17 protein-coding genes and 6 pseudogenes are annotated in these 22257 nt (G+C 69.6%); 11 read left to right on the forward strand and 12 right to left on the reverse strand.

Annotated elements, in window-relative coordinates; translation table 11 throughout:
* Positions 1 to 1567 precede the first annotated feature (1567 nt).
* Positions 1568 to 2005 (reverse strand): hypothetical protein, encoded by a 438-nt coding sequence (locus ACZ5D2_RS30340; RefSeq protein ID WP_371681511.1) that lies wholly within the window; start codon positions 2003 to 2005, stop codon positions 1568 to 1570.
* A gap of 500 nt (positions 2006 to 2505) precedes the next feature.
* Between ACZ5D2_RS30340 and ACZ5D2_RS30345 the strand changes: the two genes are divergently transcribed.
* From ACZ5D2_RS30345 to ACZ5D2_RS30365, 5 genes are all read left to right on the forward strand, one after another.
* Complete coding sequence (locus ACZ5D2_RS30345; protein ID WP_468933740.1) at positions 2506 to 3009, forward strand: GNAT family N-acetyltransferase; 504 nt, start codon at positions 2506 to 2508, stop codon at positions 3007 to 3009.
* A 220-nt stretch (positions 3010 to 3229) separates the two neighbouring features.
* Positions 3230 to 4135 (forward strand): hypothetical protein, encoded by a 906-nt coding sequence (locus ACZ5D2_RS30350; RefSeq protein ID WP_468933743.1) that lies wholly within the window; start codon positions 3230 to 3232, stop codon positions 4133 to 4135.
* Between the two features lie 9 nt (positions 4136 to 4144).
* Positions 4145 to 4471 (forward strand): hypothetical protein, encoded by a 327-nt coding sequence (locus ACZ5D2_RS30355; protein ID WP_468933746.1) that lies wholly within the window; start codon positions 4145 to 4147, stop codon positions 4469 to 4471.
* An 800-nt stretch (positions 4472 to 5271) separates the two neighbouring features.
* The gene (locus ACZ5D2_RS30360) at positions 5272 to 5535 is read left to right on the forward strand and encodes a hypothetical protein (RefSeq protein WP_468933748.1); all 264 of its coding nucleotides are present in this window, start codon (positions 5272 to 5274) and stop codon (positions 5533 to 5535) included.
* Positions 5536 to 5779: 244 nt separating this feature from the next.
* Positions 5780 to 6310: a hypothetical protein gene (locus ACZ5D2_RS30365; RefSeq protein ID WP_468933751.1), complete on the forward strand. Its 531-nt coding sequence runs from the start codon at positions 5780 to 5782 to the stop codon at positions 6308 to 6310.
* An 80-nt stretch (positions 6311 to 6390) separates the two neighbouring features.
* Here the strand turns inward: ACZ5D2_RS30365 and ACZ5D2_RS30370 are convergent, their stop codons facing one another.
* The 3 genes and pseudogenes from ACZ5D2_RS30370 to ACZ5D2_RS30380 all read right to left on the reverse strand — a co-directional run bounded on the left by ACZ5D2_RS30370 (position 6391) and on the right by ACZ5D2_RS30380 (position 7717).
* Entirely contained in the window at positions 6391 to 7212 is an 822-nt protein-coding gene (locus ACZ5D2_RS30370) for an nSTAND1 domain-containing NTPase (protein WP_331738682.1), read from the reverse strand.
* Positions 7136 to 7366: pseudogene (locus tag ACZ5D2_RS30375) on the reverse strand (trypsin-like peptidase domain-containing protein); the annotation flags it as partial. The pseudogene ACZ5D2_RS30375 and the gene ACZ5D2_RS30370, both read right to left, overlap by 77 nt.
* Positions 7367 to 7447: 81 nt before the next feature.
* On the reverse strand, positions 7448 to 7717 hold the full coding sequence (locus ACZ5D2_RS30380; RefSeq protein WP_371681509.1) for a CU044_2847 family protein: 270 nt from the start codon (positions 7715 to 7717) through the stop codon (positions 7448 to 7450).
* Positions 7718 to 8307: 590 nt separating this feature from the next.
* Here ACZ5D2_RS30380 and ACZ5D2_RS30385 point away from each other — a divergent pair.
* Entirely contained in the window at positions 8308 to 9198 is an 891-nt protein-coding gene (locus tag ACZ5D2_RS30385; protein ID WP_331738680.1) for a hypothetical protein, read from the forward strand.
* A 52-nt stretch (positions 9199 to 9250) separates the two neighbouring features.
* On the forward strand, positions 9251 to 9478 hold the full coding sequence (locus ACZ5D2_RS30390; RefSeq protein ID WP_331738678.1) for a hypothetical protein: 228 nt from the start codon (positions 9251 to 9253) through the stop codon (positions 9476 to 9478).
* A 513-nt stretch (positions 9479 to 9991) separates the two neighbouring features.
* On the opposite strand, the gene ACZ5D2_RS30395 is transcribed toward ACZ5D2_RS30390, so the two are convergent.
* The 6 genes and pseudogenes from ACZ5D2_RS30395 to ACZ5D2_RS30420 all read right to left on the reverse strand — a co-directional run bounded on the left by ACZ5D2_RS30395 (position 9992) and on the right by ACZ5D2_RS30420 (position 17257).
* The gene (locus tag ACZ5D2_RS30395; RefSeq protein WP_331738675.1) at positions 9992 to 10417 is read right to left on the reverse strand and encodes a hypothetical protein; all 426 of its coding nucleotides are present in this window, start codon (positions 10415 to 10417) and stop codon (positions 9992 to 9994) included.
* Between the two features lie 91 nt (positions 10418 to 10508).
* Complete coding sequence (locus tag ACZ5D2_RS30400) at positions 10509 to 10670, reverse strand: hypothetical protein (RefSeq protein ID WP_371681508.1); 162 nt, start codon at positions 10668 to 10670, stop codon at positions 10509 to 10511.
* A 357-nt stretch (positions 10671 to 11027) separates the two neighbouring features.
* Positions 11028 to 14066 carry an NPCBM/NEW2 domain-containing protein gene (locus tag ACZ5D2_RS30405; RefSeq protein ID WP_371681507.1) on the reverse strand — a complete coding sequence of 1013 codons (3039 nt, stop codon included), beginning with the start codon at positions 14064 to 14066 and terminating at the stop codon, positions 11028 to 11030.
* 1160 nt (positions 14067 to 15226) lie between these two features.
* Positions 15227 to 15448: pseudogene (locus ACZ5D2_RS30410) on the reverse strand (MarR family winged helix-turn-helix transcriptional regulator); the annotation flags it as partial.
* Between the two features lie 412 nt (positions 15449 to 15860).
* Positions 15861 to 16073: a ferredoxin gene (locus tag ACZ5D2_RS30415; RefSeq protein WP_331738669.1), complete on the reverse strand. Its 213-nt coding sequence runs from the start codon at positions 16071 to 16073 to the stop codon at positions 15861 to 15863.
* Positions 16070 to 17257 carry a cytochrome P450 gene (locus ACZ5D2_RS30420; protein ID WP_331738667.1) on the reverse strand — a complete coding sequence of 396 codons (1188 nt, stop codon included), beginning with the start codon at positions 17255 to 17257 and terminating at the stop codon, positions 16070 to 16072. The genes ACZ5D2_RS30415 and ACZ5D2_RS30420 overlap by 4 nt, the downstream gene beginning before the upstream one ends.
* Before the next feature lie 526 nt (positions 17258 to 17783).
* Here ACZ5D2_RS30420 and ACZ5D2_RS30425 point away from each other — a divergent pair.
* Positions 17784 to 17924: pseudogene (locus ACZ5D2_RS30425) on the forward strand (IS5/IS1182 family transposase); the annotation flags it as partial.
* Between the two features lies 1 nt (position 17925).
* Here ACZ5D2_RS30425 and ACZ5D2_RS30430 read toward each other — a convergent pair.
* Positions 17926 to 18115: pseudogene (locus ACZ5D2_RS30430) on the reverse strand (transposase); the annotation flags it as partial.
* 605 nt (positions 18116 to 18720) lie between these two features.
* Here ACZ5D2_RS30430 and ACZ5D2_RS30435 point away from each other — a divergent pair.
* A pseudogene (locus ACZ5D2_RS30435) lies at positions 18721 to 18939 on the forward strand (transposase); the annotation flags it as partial.
* A gap of 502 nt (positions 18940 to 19441) precedes the next feature.
* The gene (locus tag ACZ5D2_RS30440) at positions 19442 to 19624 is read left to right on the forward strand and encodes a hypothetical protein (RefSeq protein ID WP_371681506.1); all 183 of its coding nucleotides are present in this window, start codon (positions 19442 to 19444) and stop codon (positions 19622 to 19624) included.
* Positions 19625 to 19754: 130 nt separating this feature from the next.
* Here ACZ5D2_RS30440 and ACZ5D2_RS30445 read toward each other — a convergent pair.
* Positions 19755 to 20264 (reverse strand): annotated as a pseudogene (locus tag ACZ5D2_RS30445) (transposase family protein); the annotation flags it as partial.
* Positions 20265 to 20641: 377 nt separating this feature from the next.
* Between ACZ5D2_RS30445 and ACZ5D2_RS30450 the strand changes: the two are divergent.
* A complete protein-coding gene (locus tag ACZ5D2_RS30450; protein ID WP_331738663.1) occupies positions 20642 to 22090 on the forward strand; it encodes a hypothetical protein in 1449 nt (482 codons plus the stop codon).
* The last annotated feature ends 167 nt before the right edge of the window (positions 22091 to 22257 follow it).

Genomic DNA, 22257 nt, shown 5'->3' on the forward strand with positions numbered 1-22257 from the left:
GCGGCAGCGCCGACGACGGCTCCGGCGGCCAGAACGGTCGCGGCGATACGGCGGACGGAGGAAGAAACAGACGACATGGGTGACGCTCCCTCAAGAACCACGCCCCACCCGCCGAAACAGGTGGTGGCGGCGTTGCGGTTTCCCGGCCCGGAGTGAGCCGAGGGCCACACTCTCGACCCGCCGCCCGTCCCACTGCAGCCCGCGCCCAGGCCGGTTACCGGAAGCGGACATTACCGTCACGCTCGCCTGCATGCTGCACGCATATCCCGCCGCCGCGGCCCTGACAACCGGTGCTCCCTGCACCCACCCGCCCACCTCAACGGTCCGGCGATCCGCGCGCACCGGCGCACCACCCGGCGCACCCGGAAAGCCCACCACCCAAGCGGAGTAACATATTCCGTAACGGCTGTTCGCCGGATTTCTTCGCGCACCCGTATCAAATCCGCACGCATGTGCATGCCGTTGACCACGGCCGGGCCCGGCATCTTCGGGAAGACGGGGCGGCCGATCAGCTGCACCGCGCCGATCCACCTCCCGGAACGAGGAGGGACGTGGCCGCCGCGAAAGCAGGTCGAGGCGATCTTCCGCGGTTTCGCAGGCGGGGCAGCCCCACTCCGATTCCCCCAGCCCCGGCCAGTCAGCATCCGGGGTCACCGGTGGGGACGACGTCAAGGCGAGGGCTGCGTTCCGTAACTGGGCCGCCCATGCCTGCTGGTCAAGCCCCAACGTGTACTCGATGCGGCCATCGCATCGGGATCAGCGCCACGAGCGATTGCTCGGCCGCGGACTCGGCCTCCGTCTCCCGACCGCCGCCGCAGGCAACCCCGGTGCATGAGCCCCGCTTCGCCGAGGCCGGAGTGGACCAGGACTACGCCGTGCCGGACGGCCCGGGACGCCGAGTCGGCGGTGCCGCGCACCCGGAGCGGGCACACCGGTTGCACCCTCCGGCCGGGGGTCATGTGTAGCGGGCGACGAGGGCTGCCCTGTCCGCGCCGTCGAGGTGGACGCCGAATGCGCTCGCCAGAAGGAAAGGAGGGGGAGCTCTCCGGGCTGTACCCGGCGCTTTTCGGACGTCAGGTCGGCGTGCAAGGTGGCGGGCGGCCCGTGCCACCGACCACCGGAACCATGCGTGCTGTTCCGCACGGGCGAAGACGGAGTCCAGCGCGGGCATGGCGGTGTCGAAGGGGAAGGCGCAGTCGGCCGGGTGTCCGAGCCCGGCCGCAGAGTCCAGGGCCCGCGGGCGCCGTCCGAGGGCTGCTGCCAGAGGGGGAAGCGCCCGTGCGGGCGGGACGCGTACGACCGCGGCCAGGGCCCGGTCCGCATGGTCGTCGTCCTGGTCCGGGTTCCGTGCGGCGAGCGGCGAGCGGGACCAGGACATCCGCAGCCGGTTCGGCGACGCTGCCCAGGCGGCCGAGGAGGGACGCCATGTCGATCACGGACTTTCCCCAGGCTCGATTCGGGACAGCCGGCACTGCCACCAGGTGCAGCGCACGGAACACCGCAGCACGGCAAAAGCCAGATGGAACCCGTTCAGGGCGCGGCGAGGGAGATCGCCCGTTCGCCCGGGTCAGGGATTGGTGACCCTGATGAGCTTCAGCGTTATCGGTCCGTCCACGTCCGGGTGCAGGAACACCTTCCCCGCGCTCGCCGTCCAGAGCTGGATGTCCTCCATGTCCCGGCCCCCGCCGTCGTCGGGCTCCAGGTACACGAAGTTCGAGGGGGTGGCACTCCAGGTACCGCCGAAGTCGACGGGGACGGTACCTCCGCGCCCCATGGCGTCGCTCTTCGAGATGCCCTTGGCGGAAAACCGCCCGTTGACGTCCAGCAGAATCTCCCCGCCCGTCTTGCCGTCGCGATACGTCCCGGGCAGGTCGTCCGCATCGACGTTGACCGCCCCTGGACTCGCACAGGCCGTCGCGAACACCGCCGCGGACACGATCAGCGCGGCGACGAAACCGCCTCTGCCCCTCTTCCTCGCCCTCATGCTCTTGACCCCCATGTCCACGCACCCGCTTCCCCGAGACCGGACGGCAGGTCCGCCGCCGGACACCCATATTTGAACATGCTCAAAATTTATGGTGTCCCCGGGGTCCCGTCCGGCGTGCCCGGCCCGCACGGACATCGCGCGGAACCTGGCGGAGATCACAGAACCGAGAAAATCCCTGGCCGGGATCATCCACCCGCCGCCCTACCGACCAGCCACCGGGCTCAAGGGCCAGCCAGCGTGGTCAAGCCGCAACTGACGCGCACAATCACACAGCGGGCGTGACCGAGCGCGCGTGGCGGCCGGTCAGCTCCGCGGCCCGGGAACGTCGTCCGTGACCACGACCAGCCTCAGCCAGGACGCTTTAGAAGCCGTTGCCATACCGATCATGGAGTCTGTCGATCGAACGGGAGTCTCGATCGGGTGATCGCGGGCCCTGCCCGGCACGAGAGCAGGGCCTGGCGGTATGCAGGGAAAATCAAGGGGAAGCCGACGGCCGCGCGCTGCTACGGTCGGGCACCATGAACTGGCTTCCCGATGACTTCGTCCACCCTGTCCTGGTATCGCTGCCGGGCGGTGGTCATCACCTGCGGCCGATCCGGGAGGCGGACACCGCGCTCGACTATCCGGCTGTGATGGGTTCGCGCGAGCGCCTGTGGACCATCTTCGGCCCGGCCTGGGGCTGGCCCGCGGCCACCATGACCTACGAGGGCGACCAGGCCGACCTGTTGCGGCACGAGAAGGAGATCGCCGCGCACCAGTCCTTCAACTACGCGCTGTTCGACGCGGCGGAGACAGCTCTGCTCGGCTGTGTCTACATCGACCCACCGGAGAGGGCCGGCGCGGACGGCGAGATCTCCTGGTGGGTGGTGGACGAGCTGGTGGGCAGCAAGGTCGAGCAGGCCCTCGACGCGCTGGTGCCGCAGTGGATCGCCGCCGACTGGCCGTTCGAGCAGCCGCGCTTCCTCGGCCGCGAGATCTCCTGGTCGGACTGGCTCGCCCTGCCGAAGCATCCCGACATGTAAGTGGTTGTTGCCGGCCCGGAGGCCCTGTTGTCTTTGTTGTACGTACCCGGGCACGTTGACTTCAACTCGCCCGCCGTGTCGTGTGATTGCCTCGCGCATGCGTACGGCGACGCGGCCGACCATCCGGACCGGGTGCGCCGGTATCCGTCGGACATGACGGACGCGGTGTGGGTGGCCGTCCGGCCGTTGCTGCCGGTGCCGGCCTGGTTCCAGGGGCGGGGTGGACGGCCCGGAGGCTACTGCCACCGGCAGCTGTTGGACGCGATCCGCTACCTGGGACGGCGCGGCGGGCCTGCTGATCCGGCTGCGCCGCCTGCACCGTGACATCACCCTCGTGTGGCCGACGGCGGCTACACCGGCCCCCTCGTCGACCGCCGAGCGCGAACGGTTCGAAGCCGGCGACTTCGGCAGTTGCACCACCGCCGGGGCCATCGGCCGGCTGCGGGACATCGCCGGCGTCGCCGTCGGGGACAAGCCCGCCAAGAGCCTGGCCGTCCTCGCCAGGTGGCGCAACCGCCTGCAGCACTACGGACTCACAGCCCCCGCCCCCGCCGTCGAGGTTACGGCCGCACAGGTCCTCGACTTCCTCGTCACGTTCGTCTACGACGAGTTGCTGCCCGCTCTGCCGGGCCCCGGGACCGCCGCGGTCTTCGGTGACCTGGAAGCGGTCGGGACGAAGGTCCGCGGAATCAAGAGCTACATGGCCACACGGGTCGAGCGCCTGGCCGACGAGCTGAAGGACGTCCAGGAGCGCACCGCGACGTGCCCGGTCTGCGAACAGTGGGCCCTGGTGATCGGTGAGGGTGCCGACCCGCTGGACAGCCGCTTCTGCCGCGCGCTCTGGGAGCAGGGATTCACATCCGCGCTCGAGCACCACCACGAGGAGATCCTCGGACTGGACGGCACCGTACAGGAGTGCCACGACTGCCACGAACACGCGCTGCCGGTCGAGGGGGCAGGCACCGCGGCGGCCCCCGCGGAACGCCGCAACCTGTGCTTCTGCTGCGGCACCGACTTCGACGTGATCGCCGAATGCAGCGACTGCCTGAACGCGTACGTCCCCGCATACCCGGACGACATCGGCTGGTGCCCTGACTGCACCGCTCTGCGCATCGACCGGTTCTGAACACCAGGCATGCCGAGTATGTGTGACCGCGGCGCGCACCGAATACTGGGCCCGGGGAGCGGCGACCTGCCCGCGCAAGACCTCACCGCGCTGCGCCGTACCGCCCTGGAGCGGATGAGCCCGGGCGGGCACGGCAGCAGCCTGACCAGCACGATCGGAGCGGTGGTGATCCAGGGGGAGCAGGGTCCGTTCGGCGAGTACGGCGCGCGCGCCGAGGCGATCTGCGGCAAGCCACTGGGCGTGCGTCGAACTGCCGGCCGGCAGGGAATGACCACGAGTGCAAGGGACCGAAGTGACCGGGATCGAAGTACGCGCATGCCGCTCTGCACACCCTGACGCCCGCAGGGAACGGCCGGTGCGGGCACGCAGTCACGTTCCCGCCGCTTAGGCATCCAGGCCGCGAGGGTGCAGTGGGCGCACCGCGCCGGTGTCTTCCACGAAACCGTGCGCTACCTCGCCGAGCACGCCCGGCGCCGCGAACCCCTCCTCGAACCGCTGGCCGACGCCGTCCTCCCAACCCCGCGCCGGGCCGGTCCCCGCGGCTACGACCCTCAGCGGGGCGGGACCCCGCGCTCCTGTCCGCCCCCCAGAGCGAACCGTGCGCCGAGCACCGCCGCCGGGCCCGAGCCCTGTCCGACGGGCTGCGCGAGCTCGCCGGACAGGTGGAGGCCCACGCCGCGCCGGCACCCACGTACGTCGGTGAGCCGACAACCGATCCCCTGGACCTGTCCACCGACCCCGAACTCCTTCGGTGCTTCCTCCTGCAGACCCTCCCTCAGCACGGGCCTGCTGATCAGCAACGAAGCAGCCGAACGCCTCCTCGGCGCTCACGAGGAACATGTCCGGGCGGCGGCCATCCGCCCGGCTCCGGGCCCGACGGCGGTGCCCCAGGCCGCTGTCGACGCGGTGCGGCCGGCCACTCGGCCCGCCCATGACCTGTCTCCACGTCCGGGCTCCCCCACGCGCCAGACCGGCCCTGCACCTCCCAGTACGCGGCCCGAACACACCAGCCCGCCCGGGTACGCGATGATGGCCCGAAGTGGTCTGGCGTTCCCCTGTCGGCCGTCCACCGGAAGCGGAGTACGGGGATTCATGCTCGGGCAGTGGACCCGGGACGGGAAAGGGCAGGCAGCGGGATGAGCACGACTGATGACCGGGTGTACTGCGGCGACGAGGGCCACGTGGTCCGGCGCACCCCGGGCCGGGTGTACGTGAGGCTGGCGGGTGGCCCCCTGGACGGTCAGCTCCTTGACGTGACCAGCCTGTCCCTGCGGGAGTGGGCGGAGGGTGTACTCCTGATCACCGACCGCGGGCTGTACGGGCCCGGCGGCCGATCCCTGTACAGCCCTTCCGAAGCCGACCCGGACGGCCCCTTCCGCTGGGAGGGCGACACGCCCTGAACCGGCGCGGCCAGGTCCGGAGTGAACCGCGGACCCGCCGGGGCCCGGCGGGACCCGCCCCGGGTCCAGCCTCCAAGTGCGTCGACGGGCCGGCTCATGCCGCAGAACGGCGTCAAGCGGCCGGAGCCGATTGGCCGCGCGTGTCCCAACCTCGGTCATGAGGACCGGCGCAGGCCGTCGACCCCGAAACACATCCGTCCGGAGCTCCAGGCACTTCCGTGCCTTCGGGTTGATCCTCTCGGACGTGGCCCGAGCACTGGTCATGGGCGGAGGGAACCGCTCCGGATGTGCGGGCATCTGGTGGGGCATGGGCGTTGTGATCTTGTTCTTCGGTCTGTTCTTCATGGTCGGCTGGGCCGTGGCTCTTGCCGGTCTCGGGTACGCCTGCTCGGTGCTGTGGCGAAGCCGCGGGCAGGAGTGGGCGCGGATCCACGGGCGTCCGCTCGTCCGGCTGTTGCTCCCAGCCCCCGCGTACCTCCGCTTCGACAGGACACTCGCCGTGGCAGCGCTGCTGGCCGACGTGTGGCTGGTGTCGGGGGTCCTGGTGTTCGGCGCGGATGGAATCTTCACCGAGGAGTGGATGGGATACCCCGGAATGATGGATCTCGGCGGGCGGGGCTATCAGGCCGGGGTTGTGGATCTGCTGCGTACGACGGCCTGGTGGAGCGCCTCCGCCGCGATCCTCGGAAGGTGCTGGACCACCACGGCCGTCCAACTGACCGTCCTGCCGTTGTCGGCGCTCTGGATCGCCTCGTTCGACACCTACTACACGTGACCCCGCACAGGAACAGCTGAAAACGGCGAACGCGCCCGCCGTACCGTCGAACGGACCGCCCTCGGATCCGCCAGAGCGGGTCACGACTGGACGACCTGTGGTTCTGCAACACGGTCGGAGGCCGCTGGTCGGCATCGCCCGCAGCGGTCATCCCCTCTTCGACGGGCGGATCGACGCCCGCCGTTTCGCCGCAGCCGACCACATCGGCATATCCCGGCTCGGCAAGCGCCTCGGCCCATCGGCAGAACCCCTCCGATACGTCGGTATGCCTCGTGGGTGAGGAAACCGTCCTTCCGCCTGCGCCACAGCTGGTCGAGCGTCAACTCCAGCAGCGGCAGCACGGTGACCGGAGCCCGGAGTGTCTCCTTCCGATCGGGGCTGCTCGCCAGGACATCGCTGACGATCTGCTCGGGCAGACCCGGCTGGAAGTGGAGTCCTACGACCCGGGCGGGCTCCACGATGATGTCGTGGAGGTCCTCCGTGGTCAGCTCGCCGGTCACGTTGAGCAGACCGGGCGTCGCCGCTGCCGGCAGCTTCGGAACAAGAGCTGCCAGTCGGTGGTAGAAGTCGTCGCGCATGACCAGGATCACGCTGAGCGGGCCGTGCTCGCCGGCTGCCGTGGTGATGTCGTCGAGCAGGGCCGGGAACTCCTGCGGCCGGCCGTCGGCGCCCTGCACCAGGAGCTCTTCGAACTGGTCGATGACCAGGAGGACCCGCTGGTAGTGGGGCTCGCTCGCCAGCTTGCGGGCGGCCGCAGCAGCGATTGCTTGCCTGGGCCGGAAAGCCGAACGACCGAACAGGGTGACCGCCGCGTCCTTCTGCGGAACCCAGTGACAGCACCCGTGTACTCCGTGGCGTTTCCCGCAGCCGGACGAAGGCCACGTCCTCGGCCTCGGGTGCACGCCACTCCTCTACGCGTCCCTCCAGCCCGTCCGCACCGGCCACATGAGGGAAGGTCGCCCACACCGGGTCGCCCGCACCGGATCCGGCCGCCCGAACCACGTGCGCACACGTGACCAGTACGTCCTCGGCCACCAGGAAGCCCGCACCCGCCACCTGCCCGTCCCGCGCCGAGGATCTGCGCCACCGCTGCCTGCAGGTCGGACGGCGTGCCGCCCTCCGCCCCCTTTCCCGGTGCTAGCCATCGTCGTTCTGCCAGGACGCCGACACCTGCAGATGACAGTTCGCCCTGCTCTTGGTGATCACCGCGCCGGCTTCGACGGCGAGGTCCACGCCGAACTCGATGGTGATCTGGTCGGGCCGGGCCTTGCGCAGCTGGTCGAGGGCCACCTGCGCGACCCGGGTGACCGGCTCCAGAGCTTCCTGCAAGGTCTGCGGTACCTCACGCACGGCGTCCCCGATGCGGCCTGCTTTCACCGGCTCCTCGATGCCGGCTGTCGTCTCCACCAGTACAGAGCCCCCGCCATCCAGTGGAATCCGTGCCAGAGGTGTCACCGTGCCTCCTAGGTCACTCGCGGGCAGATCAGGGGTCGCGCCCAGCATCCGGTGTCCGGGCACGGTCCGCAGCGCGGCATGGGCCGTACGAGGAGCCAGGACCGCTGCGGGCGAACGGGTTCGGAGCGCAGGCTCTGCCATGACGTCTCGCCCTGGGGTCCGCCTGCCCGGCCCCCTTTCGAACGGGTGCCGGGCAGGTGGGCCGAGCCAGACGGCACTTTGACGGCCGCAATGGCGCCACACCGCGCCGCGGGGGCCGCGATGACAGCCGGAGTCGGCATCACCCTGCCGGGACTATTCGGCCGTCCGGGCCGCGACAGCCCGCGGCGGTGTGGCGGGCGGGGGCGGCAACCCGGTACGGGGTCGCCCGCGTGAGCGGACCGCTTTTCGTAAACCGCCATTCGACTAGAATCTCCCCGCGTTCGGACGTGTGCGCGCATCATCGGGCCGCCGCTCTGTGAAGCTCGACGAGACTGGCGGCCGTGGGGAGCCGGAGTGGTTCCGAGCCGCCGCTGTCCCGAAACGGAAGGTCAGCCGCGACCATGCTCATCAACCAGCTCGCGCTCGTGTCCGAGACCAAGATCAACAAGATCAACCCCTCACAGATCACCCGGGTCGCCGCCGCGCTCCAGAAACAGGCGACTCGCGACTTCGGACCACTGTGGCAAGTGAACGCGACGGTGGACGCCTTCGACAGGCTGGAGGACGTTCCCGTCGGGTACTGGCCGCTGATCGTGGTCGACGACGTACCTGACGCGGCGGGGTACCACACGGACGAGAACGGCCAGCCCTTCTCCCTGATCGAGTTCAGCGACAGCTGGTCGCTGACCGCCAGCCACGAGATGCTGGAAATGCTGGCCGACCCGTTCGGGAACCGCCTGGTGTCCGGCAAGTCTCCCCACCCCGAGCAGGGACAGGCCCGGTTCCTCGTCGAGGTCGCCGACCCCTCGGAGGCCGATGAGTTCGGCTACACCGTCAACGGGCTGCTCGTCTCCGACTTCTTCACCCCGCACTTCTACGATCCGGTCACCGTCCCGGGCACGCGCTACAGCTTCGGCGGACACATCGCGGCGCCCCGGACGATCCTGCGCGGCGGATACATCAGCTGGGAGGACGCGGCCACGGGCGAGTGGTGGCAGCAGACCTGGTTCGAGGGCAAGGAGCCGACGTTCCGCAGACTCGGCAAACTGTCGGGCAGCGGCAGCATCCGCGAGGCCATCGACGCCCAGACCAAGACCGTCAGCCGCCTGGCCGCCAGCGGCCCTTCCTCCAAGCCCTTCCTGGCCGCGCGTACCCTCACGGCCCACGTCAAGGAATCCACCGGCGCCCGGGCCGACGATTGGCGCGCCCAGATCGAGCGGCTGAAGGGGGCGAACCCGGCGGCGAAGGCCTTCAAGGCCAAGGACAAGGCCAAGGGGAAGAAGGCGAAGTGAGAAGGACGATCGTTCCCCGACGGCCCTCGGCCCGCCTGCCAGGGAGGCCGTCGTGAGTGAGGACGCCCAGCAACGCAAGGAGCGCGCGGATCGCCTGCGCGAGATGATCCAGCGGCCCGGGGCCAAGCCCGAGCCTCCGGAGCAGGAGAGCCTGAAGGAAGGCGTCGAGCGCCGCATGCGAGAGCTCGACGAGGCCGATCGCGAGAACCGCCGGAATCGCCGGAATCACCAGGACGATCAAAGCAGCCCGGAAACCGGGGGCGAAGACGGCGAACCCTGAGAGCACCGGGACGTTCAGCGGCGAAGCGGGACCCTGTCCGAGGTCGGGATGCGCTGGTCCTGATGATGGCCGTCGTCGTCACCGCGGACGCAGGTGGAGGTACGGCGGCCGCGAGGTCCCACCGGCCGGGACGCCATCGCGTCGAACGCCTCCGCGCGCACCGACCGGTCCCCCTCGGTGCGGGCCTGCGCGCCGGGCGTACAGGCTGTAACCGGGGCCGGCCACGGCCGGTACGGCACGCGTCTGCGATCGTCACCGATTCCGGGAGCGGGACGGTGCTCGCCTCGACCCGGACGGTGTGGCCGTCCCAGTCCCGCTCGCAGTCGGACGCCTGTCCATCCCCCGCCACCTCCAGGCGTTCTCCCTCGATCAGCTCCCAGCCGAGACTGCGCTCCGGGCCCGTCCAGCCGCACGAACACTCCGCGTGCAGCAGGGACGCCCGCGGGGTGCGCCGCCGGAAGCCGGCGACCGCCCGCATACGCGGCGGCCCAGGGACCCGGCGCCGAACACTCCCTAGCTGACCGCGCCGGCCCGGCCCGCGCGCGGCGTGACGAGCCGCCGGGCTCCGCGGGCCAGGGCGTACGTGCCCAGGGCCGCCGCCGGGACGGCCGTGACGGCGACGGCGGCCCACTCGCGCGCGTAGTGCGCGGCTTGCGTGGGGGTGCGCTCGAAGGTGATCATCGGACCCCACGTGTAGTAGCCCCAGACCATGATCAGCTGGGAGAGCACGGCGCGCAGGACGGCGTGCACCGCCGTCGGTGCCGTGGCCGAGACCAGCAGTACGACGGCCGCGTACGGCACGTACCCGGAGGCGAAGCGACTCGCCGCGGTCACGTTCAGCCCGTCCCCGTCGCCCGCGACCGCGATCCAGGCGGACAGGGCCCCGGCCGCCAGGCCGACGACCGCGGTGACGGCCGCGTGCCGCGCACCCTTGTTCATCTCGTTCTCCTCACCTGCCGCGTGCGTACCGGTCTCCCCCCACCCTCCGCGGCCTACGTGCGCGGAGAATGACGGGAATGTGACCGTTTCGTCACGGGGTGGGCGTGGAGAGCGGCTCCGACTCCTGCGCGGCACACCCCTCGGCGGCCACGTCCTCGGCAGCCCGGTCCTTCGCCGGCCGGTCCTTCGCCGGCTGTTCCTTCGCGGCGCGGCGCCCCAGGGCGTCCTCGTCCGTGTCCGCGTCGTACGTCACCAGCCCGTAGCACCGGACATCGACCGTGATCGCAAAGCGTTCCGGGCCGTGGACAGCGGACACCGGCCGACGCGGAGTGCCGCCGTCCCTCAGCCGTCAGGGGCGATGGGCCGCTCGTGGTACCGCCACGGGAACCGTCCCGCGCCGAACGGGATCCAGCCATCCGATTCCATCCGCTTGTGTCCAAAAGAAGACGCCCTCACCCCACGCCGAGATCACCACGACGCGGGTCAAGGGCATCCAGCCATGTTCGAACCACGGCCCAGGGCGGCACCCGCGCCCGACTGCGGAGTTGCGCGTGCCCTGGCCCCGAGCCGACGGGTCACCTGGAGGGTTCCCGTCGGCCGGGGGTCGGTGCTACCGCACCAGCTTGGCGTCGGCCCAGTCGGCGTGGTCGCTGTTGATGCCGTCACCCGCGTCCGTCACCTTCAGCACCAGCGACTTCACACCGGCAACGCTGACGTCGACGGACTGCGTGGCGCTCGACGGCGTCATCACCGACGGGCTCTCGTACAGCTTGACGCCGTCACCCCACACCTCGAACTTGACCGTCGCGTTCGCCGCGACCTCGTCATCGACACCGATGTCCGACCGGAACCGCGAGTAGCCGCCGTTCAGGGAGTAGGTGATCGTGCTGTTCGCGTGCGTGCCGATGCCCTTCGCGTACGCGGTGCCGTTCAGCTTGATGGGGTTCGAGTCGACGCTCTTGTCCTTCTGAACGGTGCCCGATCCGGCCGTGGGCGTACCCGTCCAGTTCAGGTCGCTCAGGGCCGTCGGCGCCTGCGGGTTCCCGATGAGCTTGGCGCCGGCCCAGTCGGCGTGGTCGCTGTTGATGCCGTCACCCGCGTCCGTCACCTTCAGCACCAGCGACTTCACACCGGCAACGCTGACGTCGACGGACTGCGTGGCGCTCGACGGCGTCATCACCGACGGGCTCTCGTACAGCTTGACGCCGTCACCCCACACCTCGAACTTGACCGTCGCGTTCGCCGCGACCTCGTCATCGACACCGATGTCCGACCGGAACCGCGAGTAGCCGCCGTTCAGGGAGTAGGTGATCGTGCTGTTCGCGTGCGTGCCGATGCCCTTCGCGTACGCGGTGCCGTTCAGCTTGATGGGGTTCGAGTCGACGCTCTTGTCCTTCTGAACGGTACCGAAGTCGCTTCTCGCGTCGCTCCAGGTGAGATCGCTCAGATCGGCCGTCTGTCCGTTTCCGCTGGTGGCGGTGGTGACGTCGACGGCACTTCCGGCCCCGGAGGAATTCCCGGCGGCGTCAACCGCCTTCACCGTGAACGTGTAGGGCGTCGAGGCCGACAGCCCCGTCGCGGTGAAGCTCGTACCCGTCGACGAGCCGACGAGCGTGGTGCCGCGGTAGATGTTGTAGCCGGTCACGCCGACGTTGTCGGTCGAGGCCGTCCACTTCAGGTCCACGCTGTTCGACGTCACGTTGCTCGATGCGAGGTCGGCCGGCGCCGTGGGGGCCTCGGTGTCGACCTCCGAGGTCCCGGCGGTCGCGGTCACCGTCGCGCCCCCGGCCACCGGCACGGTCACGTAGGACACGGTCTTGCCGTACAGCGACTTGGTCTGCGGCGTGTACGCGGTGCCGTTCACGGTGATGCTGGCGGGGGTGCCGTAGAACTGGGCTTCCCAGTTGACGGTGCCACCGGAGTTGTTGGTCAGTGTGGAACCGGTCGTACCGGTGTGCTTGAGCTTCAGGTCGTTGTCACCGACCTTGATGTGGTCGACCTCCGCCCACGGCGTCTCGGACGTCAGCCGCGAGATGGTGGCCACCTTGTCCTTCGGGGCGTCCGGCTGCACTCCCATCATGCCGTCGATGACGCTGCTGACCGCCAGGAACGAGATCTCCGGGTAGGTGTTCTTGCCGGTCATGAGCTTCTTGAGCCACGCCCAGCCCTCCGCGGACCGGTTGTACTGGTAGTACATCTCCGGCAGGTAGGAGGTCGCCTCGACGTTGAGATCGTCATCGTTGGCGGCGATGAAGTCGAGGTAGCTCTCGGTCCTGGGGCCGTGGTCGCCCAGCCCGGTCAGCATCATCAGGAAGCTGGCTTCGTGCCCCCAACTGCTGTATCCCGTGCCGGCGGCGTTCTTGCCACGCATGTAGCGGTTGTTCGAGGCGTCCCACCAGTTCTTCTCGAACTGGTCACGCACCCGCTGCGCGCGATCGGCCCACTTCGTGCTGTTGGCGTTGTCACCCTTCGCCTTCAGGATCTCCGAATAGGCCAGCATCGACTGGTACTGGTACCCGAGCGAATCGCCCGCGGAGACGAGGTTCTCGTTCGGGAACTCGAAGTAGGTCGCCGTGTACTCCCCCGGCTGCTTCTTCGAAACCGGCTGCTCGCGGGCCGGGTCGGCGTCGTTCCACTTCACCTCGTGGCCGTCCAGGAAGGACCCCATCGTCGAATCGTAGTACGCGGAAAGCGTCGGATCGTTGATCCAGTCCGAGTTCCCGGTCCACTGGTACTGCTTGTAAGCCTTGGCCATCAGGTTGAACGGCGACGGCAGTTCCCGGAATCCGGTGCCATCGATGTAGTACATGGCTCCGTAGGGGCTGTGCGCCCACAGCGGCCAGCCGTTCTGACCCGGATCGTCGGCATCGGCGGCGAACGTCTTCACCATGTTGAACGTCTCGGCGTCCAGGCCGAGCGCGTGCGCGCCGTCCGACTGGTGGGAGATGTCGCGGTTGTAGTAGGACTCCCGGTTGGTGTAAGCGCCCCAGTAGCCGGGCTGCACCGTCGTGTGCGTGGAATTCTTGAGGCGCCACCACTCGGGTTCGTGCCCCATCATCGGGTTCCCCGGGTAGAACGTCATGCCCAGGGCCCGGTCCTTGCCCCATTTGAAGCCGTCGTTCAGTGTCGCGTTCGGAGAATTCAGGGTCAGGGTGCTGGTGGGCGCCCCCACGTATCTCTGGACCGTGATCCTGTCGACGCGCGGCACCTCGCCGGTGGACGTGGCCGTCAGCTCGATGGTGTCACCGGCCTTGAGCGCCACTTTGCTCGACGTACGCGTGTCGATGCTCATCGGGTCGGTGTAGTCACGGCCGTACCGCTGGGACGTGGCCCAGGAATCCACGGGGTTGGAGTTCACGGAGAGCTTGTAGGTCACTCCGTTCGCCACATTGCCGTTGTAGCGCGTGATGAGGTCGTAGTCTCCGTCAGCGCCACTGAAGGTTGTTCTGGCGGTGCTCGTCTGCCCTGAGGTGCCCCGGGCATAGGTGACGTTGTCGACCGATGTGCCGTTCCAGGTGTGGTTCACGGTTTCTGTCGCGAAATTGGTCAGCGACATGTTCTCGATCTCGAATACGTAGGGCCCTGCCAGCGACCCCGCCATCGCAGGAGTGCTGGGGATGGCGATCGCGGTGCCGGCTGTTGCGAGCACGGCGGACAGTACACAGGCGAGTCGACGCATGTGTGATTGGTCCTCTCCAGTGGGGGGGTGTTTCATTCGGGGGCGGCCAGTGTCGACCGCCCGTCCGTGGCGGCGTGGAACATGCCGGGCCAGAGCAGTCCCGGCGGCTGTCGGCGGTCCGGGCCACGCGCTTTCGCGCATGCCGCCGATCACGTTGTCCCGGAAGTCACCCGACCGGGCGGCGGGGCGCCTCCGGAGCCCTGTCAGCGTGAGTGCGGTGCGACCGCCTCCGATCGCTTCCATGCCGAAGCACGGCCGGGGTGCCTCTGGCCGGACGAGGTCACCTGAGCCGTGGACGCGGGCGCTCGCGTTCTGCCGCCGCTGCTTCGCGTCCGCCATCGCGGGGCCGGAAGGATCGGGACGACGAGCAGCACGGGCATCGAGGGGGTTCCTCACGACCCTCGGGGTGCCTGTGCCAAGGGGCGCGGGAGAGGGAACAGCGGCCACCGCGACGGACTCCGCGGCGGGAGACTCGTAACTCCTTTCATCGAACGGCATGTTGGAAGAAGTTGAACTGTGTTGCCTCTTGATGAGCGATGTCAATGGTTGCGTTGAGGTCGATCGCGTCGGCTTCGCTCGCGCGCCGGCCGGGCATCCCGGTCCGGGCGCGTCGCCTCGACGCCCCCGGACCCGATGGCGTCGGCCTCGGCGACTGCCGTATCTGCAGGTCAGCGGCTCGAATCGCCCGGAGGACATCTGCGCCTCCGAGGCAGCCGGGGCGGAGTGACCGCACCTGCCGCAGCGCGAGCAGCCTTGGACCAACCGTCGGCTTGCACCAGGTGAATGACGTGGTTGCAGAAAATTTTCGCAGCTGTATTGCATGCCGTGACAAGCATGGGTAGCTTCTGGCCCGTAAGGCTCGTCGGCTCGTCTACGCACCCGTCAGGAGAAGCCCACGTCCGCTCTCGCCTCCCTCGCCCCGCCCGGGAACCCGCCTCGGCCGGCGGCACCTGGTCGATGAGTGGCCGCCCGTGGCCACCGTCAGCGCGCTCGGAGTCGTGGCCGGGCTGCGGCGGGACTGCGCGAGACGGGGCATGCGCGAGACGGGGCATGCGCGCGCCCGTACTTGCGGTCGGCGACGACGCGCCGGGCTTCTCGATCAGGACGGTGCGCTTCGCGATTCCGGCGTCGTGCGCCACGACCCGACCGGCCGCCACCAGCGCCTCGAGCTCGTCGCCGGTGCGCTCGCCGATCAACTGCTCGAACGCGTGGACGCCCGCCTGGCGCCGCGTCCGGACGTAGGAGGCGCCGGCTTCGGTCAGGCACACCAGCGTGACCCGCTTGTCGGACGCGTCGCCCCGCCGCTCGACCAGGCTGGACTCCTCCATCACCCGGATCACGGCAGTATCCGCCCGGGTTGATTCCCGGAGAACCGGGGTTACGAGCCTACGGGTGGCGTGGGACCGGTTCGCAAGGACGGGCCGGTGTCGGGGTGGTAGCTCAGGCGTGTCGTCCCACGAGGCGGTGCGCGCGTCGGTGCGGGTCGCGCCGTCCAGGCGGAGCGCCAGTGAGGGCTCCGCGGCGGAGGGCACCTGTGCGGGTGCTCCCGTCATGTCGGCGGCCATGGCCGCGATCCCCGCGGAGCCGGCGGCCGGGGCGGGGCGGGGCGGGGCGGGCCAGCGACTTGTGCACGAGGCGACGGGTGGGTGCGGCCTCCCACGGCGTGCGTTCCGAAGATGGCCGCCGTCACGGACAGTTGCCGTGCCCACGTACCGGTCCGGGGGCCGCTCGTCCGCGTACGCCGTGCGTGGGAGGAGGCCGTTCTCAGCGGGGGCGGACCGCGATGGCCGCGACCGGGCAGGCCCGTGCGGCTTCGCGCACCAGGGGGTTGCCGTTGCCGTCCTCCCGGCCGGACAGCACCTCGCTGAATCCGCTGTCGCCCTGGGTGAACACGTCCGGGGCCGTCAGGGCGCACTGGCCCGCTCCGATGCAGCGGCCGGTGTCGATCGCGATGTGGACGGGACGCACGGCTCTCACCAGGCCACGGGGAGCTGGACGATGCCCTGGATGGTGTCGCCCGGCTTGAACGGGATCTCCTGCGCGGGAGCGTCCAGCCGGAGCCCGGGAAGCCGGGTGATCAGGGTGCCCAGGGCGATCTCCATCTCCGCGCGGGCCAGGTTCTGCCCGAGGCACTGGTGGATGCCGAAGCCGAATCCGATGTGGTGGCGCGCCGAGCGCTGCCAGTCGAGCACGTCGGGGTGGGGGTAGACGCTCTCGTCGCGGTTGACGAGGGAGAGGGAGAAGACCACGCCGTCGTCCTTGCGGATCGTCTCCCCCGCGATCTCGATGTCCTCGCGGGCGACGCGCAGCATGCCTTCGACGATCGACAGGTACCTCATCAGCTCCTCGACGGCCGTCGGTACGAGCGAGGGGTCCGCCCGCAGCTCGGCCAGCCGCTCGGGGTGCTCCAGCAGGGTGTAGGCGCCCAGCGAGACCATGTTGGCCGTGGTCTCGTGGCCGGCGATGAGCAGGATGAACGCCAGCCCCGCCAGTTCCCCGGCGTCGAACTCGCCCACGGCGGTCTGCTCACGGATGATGTCGTCGAGCATGCCCTCGCCCGGCTCCGCCTGCTTGGCCTCGATCAGTGCCCGCAGGTAGTCCTCCAGCCGGTCCCTCGCGTCCTCCACATCGGACAGCTCGGGGCCGCGCAGCAGCCGGCGCGACTGCTCCTCGAAGAAGGAGTGGTCCGCGTACGGCACGCCGAGCATCGAGCAGATGACCTTCGACGGCATCGGCAGGGCGAATTCGCCCACCAGTTCCACCTTCGGGCCCCTGGCGATCATGTCGTCGATCAGCTGGTCGACGATCTCCTGGATCCGCGGACGCATCGCGTGGGTGCGCTTGAGCGTGAAGCCCGGGATCAGGAGCCGGCGCTGGCGGTTGTGCTCGGGGTCGTCGACGCCCAGCAGCGGCGTGCGTCGGCGCAGCAGCCCGACGTAGCGCTCGGAGGGCACGGGGAACGCCTCGTTCTCGCTGTCACTGGACAGCCGCGCGTCCCCCAGCAGCGCCCTCGCGGCGGCGTGTCCGGTCACCGCCCACACCGAACGGCCGTCGAAGAACGTCACCCGCTTGAGGGGGGCGCCGCCCCGGAGCGGGTCGTAGGCGGCCGGCGGGTGGTAGGGGCAGGTGCGGTCCTCGGGGAACGCGACGGGCTCGGTCATCGGGCATCCTCACGCAGACGGGCGGCGGGCGGCACACCCGCCGCCCGCAGCGTGACCGGCACCGGCTGTGTGGCGCTGAAGCGGGGCCGGTCCACGTACCGGTGAACCCGTTTCCGGTGGCAGCACCGGCCGGAGCCCGCCGTGGCCGCACCTGCTCAACGGGGGTGGCCGAGACGGTGCTCACGCAGGTCCCGGATGTACCCGTCGAAGCCCGCGGCGTCGTTGCTGTGCGGTTGCCCGCTCGGAGTGCATCCTGCGGGCCGCGCGCCCGCGGGCGGCTGCGGGATTCTGCGGATCGACCTGGATCACCGCCTCCTGCGCGCCCCAGCGGCTGCGTACCGGGATGCCGGGAGGACCGCGCGGGTGGCCGGGTCACCGCCTCTCCAGGACGGACAGAGGCCGTAGGCGACGTTCACTCGGCCCGGAGCCACGCCCTCTCCCGTGAACCGCAGGTCGATCGTCCCCTCGGGCACCCTGTCTCCAGCCGCCCGGACGCCGCAGGCACTCGCACACCAGCGCCCGTGCCCTGGTCCCCAACCGCGGCGATGCCATCGCCGAGCGGTCGAGGGATCACCGTTACTCCACCAACCGCCACGTCGTCCTCGACGCCGGCACCCGCCCCGTCGTAGCCGTCGGCCGGACGACGGTGATCGCGGACGGTGGCTACCGGGTACCGGGGCACCGGCCATGAACTGCCGCAACCGCTGATGGTCAGCCCCATAGACGTTCGGCCATCGGCTGCATCGACTTGCGCCGGCCGTCCAGCAGCAGACCCCGCAGATACAACTGGCCCTTCTGAGTCCTGCCGGCACCCGGATGGCCGGCGCGAGAGCGTTGAGGTAGAGGTCGCCTGCGCAGTCGAGGGCTTCCTCCGGGGAGCCGGCCGGCAGTCCGCTGGACAGGATGTTGTCCCGGTAGCTGTCGTTGCTGGCCAGATAGAGGGCGAAGCCCCAGGTATGTAGTACGCCGGTGAAACGCAGTCGGCACAGCGGCAGGCTCTGCTCGCCGGGCAACTCGGGTGCCACGTAGGCGAATCCTGCGCGGATCGCCGCACTGGGCCCGGACGGCTTGCGGGACGCCGAACGGTCGGGGCGGCCGAAGATCTACGGGCCCGAGGTCCGCATAGCGATCATGACCACAGCCGCCGCACCCGGAGGCGACCTGGTCGCACCGGGCCGTCGCCCAGCACGTGGCCAGCGCCTGCTTCGTGTCGCTCTCCACCTCCCAGGTCGGCAGGCTCCTGGCCGGTCTGGACCTGAACCCGCACAAGGTCCGTGGCCGGCTCACCCGCCGGACACCCCCGACTTCTGGCTGCGAGCGTCCGCGGTGTGCGCCCTCTACCTCGATCCACCGCAGGGAACGGTGGTGCTCTCCATCGACGAGAAGACCCCGATCATCGCCGCCCGTTCACGCTGCCATCCCGGTCGTCCAGCACGCCCCGGTAAACCGCCCGGCAGGAGTTCGCGTACCGGCGTCACGGCACCGTCTCCCTCATCGCCGCTCTCGACGTGCGCACCGGTGAGGTCCTCACAGAGGTGATCGCCCGCAACAACGCGGCGGCCTTCACCGCCTTCCTGGAGCGACTCGACCGGGCGATCGCTCCTGTCAAGGAGATCCACGTCATGCTCGACAACGGCTCCTCCCACACCGCCAAGCACACCAACTGTTCTTCTCCGCCCTGACCCGCCGGGCCCTGCGGCACGGCAACTTCCCCAGCCGGGGCGACCTGATCTAGAAGCTGGAGGCATACGTCATCGGGCACAACGAGACCGCCAAGCCCTACCGATGGACCTACGAAGGCACCCCCCCCTCAAGGCCGCCTGATCAAAACCTCTCCATGAACTTCTGCGGAGCAGCACTAGGTTCTGCCTCCTGGTCAGCACCGCACCCGACGAGTGCACGATGAGATGCCTGCCTTCCAGACCCTGGCAGCCGGACGACGCAAGAGGCGTCGAATGATGGGGCGCCCTGCACCTTCTCCCCTTTCTTGAGGCGCCGTGACCGACTACGTGCAGGCCGCTATCGACATGCTCGGCCACCCGCAGGCCGACGGCGCCACCCCCGCGGCCTGGCTGCGCCTGGAAGGCGAGCTCGGACGGTCGCTGCCTGCGGACTACAAGGCGATCGCTGATGCGTACGGGGCCCGCCAGATCAACCATCACCTCTACCTGGACCGTCCGAGCGATGGTTGGCATGACCTCGGCGCAATGGATGCGGCGTACGTCCCAGCTGTGGTCGCAGGAGGAGCGGGTGAGGGTGGGTGTGGAGTCCCCTGTCGATCCCCGTGTCATCCTCGGCCTTCCGGAGATCACCTTCGGCACGGCCGAGGGCCTCATCCCCCTCGCGGGCACGATCAGGAGCACATGATCTTTTTGGCGCCACAGGTCCATGGCGTGCCCGACGGGATCGCCGTACTGAGCAGGGAAGGTGCGTGGGCCGACTACGGCCCACCGCGAGGCATGTAGACGGGGAAGGCGCAGCCGCCTCAGGCCGGCGTTCAGGATCCTCGGATCCACATGAGGATGCCGGCGAGGCGGAGTGCGGCCTGGTAGGCGATGGCGAGCTTGTCCGTCCGCATGGCCAGACCGCGCCATTGCTTGAGCCGGTTGACTCATCGTTCGACCCCGTTGCGCGGCTTGTACGCCTCGGCGTCGAAGGTCGGCGGGCGACCGCCGGCGCTGCCTCGCCGTCGACGGTGACCGACTTGGTCGCGGAACGCGGATGCCAGCCATGACGGCCTCGAACGCTGGGGCGTCACCTGCCTCCTGGCTCCGGCTGCGTGCTGGTGGGCCCGGTAGATGGTGGAGTCCACCGACACCATCCAGCCGATGTCATCGCCGGCATGGGCGGCTGGCAGAACAGCGGCGAGAATCCGTTCCCACGTGCCGTCCACGGCCCACCGCATCAATCGCTTGTGGGCGGTCTGGAACGGACCGAGCTCGTCCGGCAGCAGGTCACCAGGTGCCACGACCGTGGTCGCCATGCGCGTTGCATCCGCAACTCTTCTGCATGATCGACTAGTTGCGGATCACTATCCAGACCCGCCGCCCATTCCTGCGCGGCGAACCCAGGCGACCACCGGCCAGTGTCCCCCGCCCATGGACCCGCTCCCCGATCACCACGCGCGCCAGGAGGGCATCCAGCTGGAGAGATGTATGCCAGGGATGCCCTGGGTGGACTCGTTTTCACCGAGAATGAAGTCTCGGTCGCGCCTGGGCTCGGTGACCTTTGAGGGCGCCATCCCCCGGATGCGATCGATGCCGGTTCGTGACTTTCTCCCCGACTGCGAAGGGGACTGAGCACTTAACCTGATCAAGTTCAAAAAGATGTTGGGGTGGGCCGGATGTGTCATCGCATTCGGGAATCATCAAGGGGGTCCAAGACATGAAGCTCAAGCGCATGGCCGTCGTGGCGGCCGCTGCTGTGGTGGGGCCGACGGCGTTGGCAGTACCCGCCATGGCCCAGGACAAGCCGGCCGTTTCGGTTCCGGACACGGCACCGCAGACCGATCCGCAGGACACCGCGCAGTCCGGTTCGCGAAACGACGCTCCGCAGGCGGCGCCGGCAGGACAGAGGGTGGCGCCTTCTGCGGGTTCAGGGGAAGCGAAGCAGACCGTGGCGAGCCCGCGGTACCGCAACAACGGGCCTGCGGTGTCCCTGACCGGGGTTCCGAAGAGCTTCACCCCCGGTGGAGACTGGACGAATCTGACGGTGAACGTCGACAACCGGGGCGGACTCCCGGTCGACGACTTCGTGGCCGCTGTCACCGTCTCCCAGTACGACGGCATCGTCCAGGCCAAGCACCTCCAGGCCGAGATCCGCCAGGCTGACGGCACGTGGAAGCGCACGACCCTGCGGCTCGACCGCGGCAGCAACTACTACGAGATCGACTCCGACAAGAAGTCCGTCGCCCCGGGCCAGGCCTACTCCGTGGACTTCCGGATCCGCTTCACCGCCGACACCCCTGCCGCACCGATCGAAATCTCCGTCGGCGGCGAAGGTACGGACGATGGCGGTCAGGTCGTCTCCCGCTACTCCTTCTTCGACAGCCGAGTCGGCGAAGCCAAGCCCAATGAGGGCGGCGGCCAGGAAGTACCCGTCTTCACCGGTCCTAAGCTCGGCCTGACGGGGCTGCCCCAGGCCGGCTTCAAGGCGGGCGCGGACTGGAGCGATTTCTCGCTGCACGTCGACAACTCCGGGCATGCCGCGATCGACGACTACCAGCTCGACCTGGCCCTCTGGGTGAAGGACGGCTTCTTCAAGGAAGGCGACATCAAGCTCGAGGTCTACGCTCCCGACACCAAGGGCGTCTGGGCCTGGCACCCGGTCCTGTCCGACGGATCGGAGGAGGTCTGGGTCCACGAGCTGGCCACCGTGGACATCGAGAAGAACGAAACCTTCGACCTCAAGCTCAGGCTGAAGTTCGACGCCAAGACCTCCCCGCACGACATCTCCCTGCACACGAGCGGCCAGAACGGGTGGGGTGAAGGCTCGGTGCACTCCGAGGACGTGAGCCACGCGTCCAAGGTGACCGCCGCGGGTTCCGCCCAGACGCCCGCGCCAGACGGAGGCACCCCAAAGCCGGACACCGGCAACAAGCCCGACGGCGGCACCGGCACCGGCACCGGCAACCAGACCAAGCCTGATGGCGGTGCCAAGCCGGCGGACAACACGAACCACGGTGGACCCGGCAGCACCACTGGCAGCGGCCAGCTTGCCGAAACCGGCACCGACGCCGCCACCGCCTGGGCGCTCGGCGGTGCAGGCATCGCACTTTCCATGGGAGCCGCGTTCGTCGCCGGAACCGGACGCCGTCGCCGCACCACCGCCTGAGCTCCATGCTCCCGGGTGCCGTCCTCCCCTCCCGCGCGTACCGGGCCGGGGAAGGACGGCACCCAACTACCGGCAACCCGCCCCGGCGCTGCAGTTGCTACAGCGTGGGGCATCGAACCCTCCCCTCAGCGACACCGCGCCCGCCCACCCGCCCCGGAGGGTTTGTC

The sequence above is a fragment of the Streptomyces sp. NPDC031479 genome (genome assembly GCF_055581065.1).